The 6,140-nt window shown below is 62.9% G+C and carries 3 protein-coding genes and 1 pseudogene; 2 read left to right on the plus strand and 2 right to left on the minus strand.

Annotated features, from left to right (window positions below):
• Positions 1-332, plus strand: a pseudogene (locus tag CAPSK01_RS07520) (hypothetical protein); the annotation flags it as partial.
• Between the two features lie 55 nt (positions 333-387).
• On the opposite strand, the gene CAPSK01_RS07525 reads toward CAPSK01_RS07520, so the two are convergent.
• Both CAPSK01_RS07525 and glnE read right to left on the minus strand, forming a co-directional pair.
• Positions 388-1,494 carry an EAL domain-containing protein gene (locus tag CAPSK01_RS07525; RefSeq protein ID WP_034924575.1) on the minus strand — a complete coding sequence of 369 codons (1,107 nt, stop codon included), beginning with the start codon at positions 1,492-1,494 and terminating at the stop codon, positions 388-390.
• 248 nt (positions 1,495-1,742) lie between these two features.
• The gene (gene glnE / locus CAPSK01_RS07530; protein ID WP_034924578.1) at positions 1,743-4,478 is read right to left on the minus strand and encodes a bifunctional [glutamate--ammonia ligase]-adenylyl-L-tyrosine phosphorylase/[glutamate--ammonia-ligase] adenylyltransferase; all 2,736 of its coding nucleotides are present in this window, start codon (positions 4,476-4,478) and stop codon (positions 1,743-1,745) included.
• Between the two features lie 760 nt (positions 4,479-5,238).
• Between glnE and CAPSK01_RS07535 the strand changes: the two genes are divergently transcribed.
• A partial coding sequence (locus CAPSK01_RS07535) for a reverse transcriptase domain-containing protein (protein WP_034924970.1) occupies positions 5,239-6,140 on the plus strand: 902 nt, incomplete at its 3' end.

A 6,140-nucleotide genomic window follows, 5' to 3' on the forward strand; every position in this document is an offset into this window, starting at 1 on the left:
CGACGGTCACCCCGGTCGGCGCCATGGCCGTCCGTCCGCGCATCGAGTCGCCGGCCAACGGTGCGATCTACGCCGTCGATCCGGACATTCCCCGCGACCGCCAGCGCTTGACGCTGATGGCACGCGCTGCGGCGCGTACCGCAGTGCGCGGCCACTGGTTCGAGCTCGACGACGGCACGCGCCTGCGCGCGGATGCGCTGCAGCTCTGGCCGCCGACACCGGGCCGACACGAGGTGGTGCTGGTGGATGCGAAGGGCACGGAACTCGACCGGGTGCGGTTTGAGGTGAGGGGCCTGCGCAGGTCGGGATCGGGGCCGGCATCCTCGCACTGAACACGCGTCTTTGGCGCGCACTGGCGGACTCCTGCTCGCTGCCGGAAGCCCGGTGCTACAGTTGGTCGGCAGGAATCGGCCGGCCGGTGAGGTGGCCCTGGATCAGATGAAAACCCATGTCGCGGCAGATCTGTGCTTCCTCTTCGAGCTCGATGCCTTCGGCCAGCGGCACTGAGCCCAGGTTCAACACCAGCTTGACCAGATCGCTGATCACCCGGCGTTTGCGTTCGCTGGCCAGATGGAGGTCGTGCAGCAGGCCCATGTCGAATTTCACGAAGTGCGCCGGCGCTTCGCCAAGTTCATTCAGGCGCGCCTGCCCTGCGCCGAAATCGTCGTAGGCAAAACGCACGCCGATGTCGCGCAGGAAAGCGCTTAATTCACGTAAGCGCAGCAGGTCGGTGACCGCGGATTCATGGATCTCGACGACCAGTTGCATTTCCGGTGTCTGCCGGCGCAGGTCGGTCAGCAACGCGAAAAACGGCTTGCTGAAAGTTTCCTTGGGGTGAGTGTTGATAAACAAGGGGAATTGGCGCAGGCGCGGAGCCATCGAGGTGATCGCGAATTTCCGGAAGGCGACGCTGAGGTCGACTTCGCGGTTCAGCGCCGTCGCCATTCGGAACAGGCGGATCGGACTGCCGGACAGTTGCGGATGATTCGCTCGCCCGAGCAATTCGTAGGCGAAGATACGGCCATTGTGCGCATCGACGATGGGCTGCGCAGCACCCGAAATCCCCTGTCCGTTAAGCAGGTCGAGAAACTCGCCCTCATTGGCGACGAAGAGTTCGGACAGGTTCGTGCCCATCGGCATCAGCATGGTTCGCGAGTCGTTCGAGGGGATGAAACGCGTCTGGTCAGGCTGGTGCCGGCGGAGGCGAAACTCCGCCGTAAAGAAATGGATGATGTCGTTTTCCTGCAGCAGGCAGGAGCCTTCGATACGCTTGCGGTTCACAAAGGTACCGTTGGTGCTGTTCAGATCGGCCAGGCGGAGTTGCGCGCTGATGTCGTCGTAGAGCATGGCATGCTTCCGGCTGAGGCCGGGCGTCGCCAGCACCAGATCGTTTTCCTGACCACGACCGATCCGGAAAGGCAGGTCGTCAATGTCGTAGTTCACATGAGAACCATCGGCAGCAATGGATTCCAGAAACCAATGACTACTCTCCACAGGACACTCCAGAGACGATCCGCTGACAGGCCACGGCCCCTCGCCATGGGATGTGGCCGGGGCCGTGCCCCGGCGGGTAGTGCGCAAGCCACCGGGCCTATCGCCTGTCGGCGTGACCCCTGCGTGGCACGCGTGTGAGTATGCCCAGCCCGCTTGGCCGCTGTCAATCCTGTTACCTTCGAAATGGGAAGGCACGCCCGCGGTGCCGGCCGCAACCGGGTCATTCTCCGGGTGACCCGAAGCGCAGTTCACGGCGTGGCAAATACCTGCTCCCAGAGTGCGCGAACGGCTGCGATGCGGCGGCTGACCGAGCTGCGTTCGACGCGTGCCCGACGCTTGGCGTTGAGCCGCAGAACGTGTTGCAGGCGGCGAAACTCACGGTAGGCGCTCTGCACGGGTGCGGCCAGTTCGACCGGAATCAGGCCGATTTCGACGGCAATCCCGAGCAGCGCGATGTTGCCAAGGTTGCCGCAGAGCCGGTCATGGTGATGCGCATGGCCGAGAACCAGATACTGAACGATGAACTCCACATCGATCAGGCCGCCACGATCGTGCTTGATGTCGAAGTCTTCTTCGCTGCGCGAAGCGTGCTGGTCGAGCATGCGCTGACGCATGGCCAGGACTTCGTCACGCAGCTTGGCGAGATCGCGCGGCTGCCGCAGAATCTCGATCCGGATGGCCTCGAACTGCGCCCCGACAGCCGGGTCACCGGCGCAGAAGCGGGCACGCGTCAGCGCCTGGTGTTCCCAGGGCCAGGCGTGTTGCAACTGGTAGTCGCGAAAGGCGGTGATCGGACAGACGAGCATTCCCGAATCACCGTTGGGGCGCAGGCGCAGATCGACTTCGAAGAGCACGCCGGCCGGTGTCTGGGACGACATCCAGGTACTCATGCGCTGCCCGAGACGCGCATAGAGTCCGCCGATGTCGGGTTCGGGATCATCGTGCACGTAGACCAGGTCGAGATCCGAAGCGAAGCCGAGTTCCTTGCCGCCGAGCTTGCCATAGGCGATGACCGCGAAGCGCGGCGGTCGCTCGGGATGCGGATGCCGCTGCCGCAGCTTTTGCCAGCAGAGGTCGAGCGTCGTCTGCACCATGATGTCGGCGAGCTCGCTGAGCCGGTCGGCGAGGTGTTCGACACTGTGCAGGCCGACGAGGTCCTGCGCCAGGAAGTGGAAGACCTGCGCGTGGTGGGTTTCGCGCAGGATGTCCATTTCGCGTTCGACATCGCCGACATGCTGCGCCAAGCGCATCCGCAGTTCCTGCTGGAAGTGCTGCCAGTCGGTGCGGACGTCGAAGATGCGCGAATCGAGCAGTTCGTCGAGCAGGATCGGATGACGGGTCAGGTAGTCGGCGGCCCACGCCGAACTGCCGATCAGCTCGCAGAGTTTCATCAAGGCTTGTGGATACTGCTGCAGAAGGGCCAGATAGGCGCCGCGACGGCTGATCGTCTCGAGAAAATCGAGACCGCGCTGCCAGGTGGCGTCGGGCGTCGCCGTCGCCGCAGCAGCATCGATCAGGCGCGGACCGAGCGCGTCGAGACGCTCGCGATTGCTCGCCGGCAGTTGCAGGTAGCGACCGCTCTGACGAAAGCTCTGCAGACGCTGCAGCAGCGCCTGCGGAGCACGGAAACCCAGATTGGCCAGTCGATCGAGCGAATCGTCAGCCGCCGCTTCCTCCCAGATTCCGGCCAGCGGGTGCCGGCCTTCCTCGGGTTCCGAAAAAACCTGCTCGAAGTGCCGGCCAACGGTCGCGCGGTGTGCGTCGAGCACCGCCATGAAGGCAGGCCAGTCGGCAAACCCCATCGACCCGGCAATCTCCAGTCGATCGGCGTCGCCACTCGGCAGTTTGTGCGTCTGGGCGTCACGCACATACTGCAGACGGTGTTCGAGGCGGCGCAGAAACACGTAGGCGGCCGCCAGCTCGCGCTCGCTCTCGGCCGGCAACCACTGACGCTCGGCGAGCAGCGCCAGGACCTGCAAGGTCGGCCGGATTTGCAGGGCCGGCTCGCGGCCACCGCGGATCAGCTGGAAGACCTGCGCCATGAATTCGATCTCGCGGATGCCGCCAGGTCCGAGTTTGATGTGCTCGGCCATGTCCTTCCTGGCCACTTCGCGACGAATCTGGGCATGCAGATCGCGCATCGCGTTGATGGCGCCAAAGTCGAGGTACTTGCGGAAGACGAAGGGGCGCACGCTGCCGTACAGTGCCTGACGCCATTCCTGCTGCAGATTGACTCCCTCATTCATGACCCTGGCCTTGATCCAGGCGTAACGTTCCCATTCGCGGCCTTGCGAGATGAAATAGTTTTCGAGCGAGCCGAGCGACCCCACCAGTGGCCCGGAGTCGCCGTTGGGGCGCAGGCGCATGTCGACGCGAAAGACCTGTCCGTCCGCGGTACAGTCGCCGAGCGCAGCGATCAGGCGCTTGCCAAGGCGCAGGAAGAAATCATAGTTGTCGATGCGTCGGCGACCGCCTGCCGTCTGTCCTTCCTCGGGATAGACGAAGATGTAATCGACGTCGGATGAGACATTCAGCTCGCGTCCGCCCAGCTTGCCCATGCCGATGATCAGCAGACGCTGGGCCTGACCACGGCTGTCGAGCGGTTCGCCGAACTGCTCGCACAATTGCCGATGCAGGAAGTCGAGCGCGAAGTTGGTGGTGACATCAGCGAGCTGGGTCATGCATTCGACGACTTCGCTCAACGGCGCCACGCCACCGAGGTCACGAACGATCAGCGTGGCCATCACGCGCTGGCGCAACTGGCGCAGGACGCGCTGCAGGCCCTCCTCGCTGCTCGGCGCGGCGGTGGCAAGAAAGTCGCTCATCTGTCGGGCGGTGAGCGGCAACGTGGCGTGTTCCTTGAGCCAGGCGGCGATCTCCGGACGGGCAGCGAGCAGATCGCGCAGATAGCGGCTGTGCCTTTGGGCTGCCGGCCAGAGGGGTGCTGCTGCGCTGGCGCAGAGGGGATTGCGGGTGGTGTCCAATTCGTCTCTCACACAAAGGGTTTGCCGGTACTGATCAGGGGCCGGCAAAGCCGCTACAATCATGGGGGGTGTCTGACCAGATACCCCGACATTCTAGTGATGCCTACCGACTGTTGGCAAAAGTCTCCCTGCGCTGGGGTGCGATTGAAAGTGTTGGACGGAGGAGCAAAATCGCTGTTTTCAGCTGGCCGAAGGGACGCAAATAGGGCCGTTCAGGGCTCCTGAGGATCACGACCAACCGAGGCGTCCAACACTTTCGTTCGCGTGCGCCGTGCAAAGGCGCTGTCTTCCAGCGGGTGCGAAACCCGTCCGGCAACTTTCGCTCCGGCCGGTAGCAACTGGAGCAGTCGTGGAGGTAACGAAGCGGCTGAAGCCTCTGGTGTAGAGGGTTCTGTAAGGAACTCGGCGAACATGCAGGCCGTAATTTGATTGAACACTGAGCAGGCCTCGAAAAAGTGTGATGCGGAAGCCGACCCGGCGTGAATACGGGGAAGGCCGATGTCACAGGCGAATGCGAGCGAAACGCAGTCTGTGGTTCCGCCGGGGTATTGGTGACGGCATGTGTGGAAGAGGAAGGCAGACGCAACACGGGAAGCCCCATCCCGTGGTCAAGCGCAAGACCAACCGGACGCCCGCGAGGGACAGGCTGGGCGAGATGGGGTGGCGGAGAGGCCCGTAGTACCGATGAAGTCGGGTAATGCCGATGGAGGGAAGGGGCCTCAGTTCAAGACTAACGCAAGAAGCGGGAAGGGACAAGAGATTGGGCAACCTGCAAACTCCGATAAGCGTTCAGAAACTGCGGACCGCGTTACATGCCAAAGCGAAGGAAGAACCCGAGTACCGGTTCTACCTCCTGTACGACAAGATTTATCGACGGGACGTGCTCGACCACGCCTACCGAAGCGGCAAAGCCAACCAGGGAGCTGCCGGGGTGGATGGCGTACGTTTTGAAGACATCGAAGCGTATGGAGAAGAACGCTGGCTTGGGGAACTGGCGGAACGGCTGAAGAAGAAAGACTACCGACCGGAAGCGGTCAAGCGGGTCTGGATTCCCAAGCCGAACGGCAAGCTGCGCCCCTTGGGCATACCGACGATCACCGACCGAGTGGTACAAACGGCGGCCATGCTCGTGCTGGAACCCATCTTTGAAGCCGATCTGCAACCGGAGCAATACGCGTACCGGGCAGAGCGGGGAGCGCAGGATGCGGTACAAGCGGTTCATCGTCTATTGAACACTGGACACCAGCAAGTGATCGATGCGGATCTATCCGGCTATTTCGATAGCATTCCGCACCCTGAGCTTATGAAGAGCGTCGCCCGTCGGATCGTGGATCGGCACGTTCTGCACCTCATCAAGCAATGGCTGGACGCGCCAGTGGAAGAGGACGATGGACACGGTCACCGGAAACGGACGACGTCCAACCGGGACACCGGACGTGGCACCCCGCAAGGGGCTCCGATTTCACCGCTGCTGTCGAATCTGTACATGCGGCGCTTCATCCTCGGATGGAAGACGTTGGGGTATGCCCGTCGCTGGTCGGCGCAAATCGTCAATTATGCGGACGACTTCGTCATCTGCTGCAAGGGCCGGGCAGAGGATGCCATGGCGGCGATGCGAGGAATGATGGAGCAACTGAAGCTGACGGTGAACGACGACAAGAC

It is taken from the genome of Candidatus Accumulibacter vicinus, from assembly GCF_000584955.1.
GTDB classification, from domain to species: Bacteria; Pseudomonadota; Gammaproteobacteria; order Burkholderiales; family Rhodocyclaceae; genus Accumulibacter; species Accumulibacter vicinus.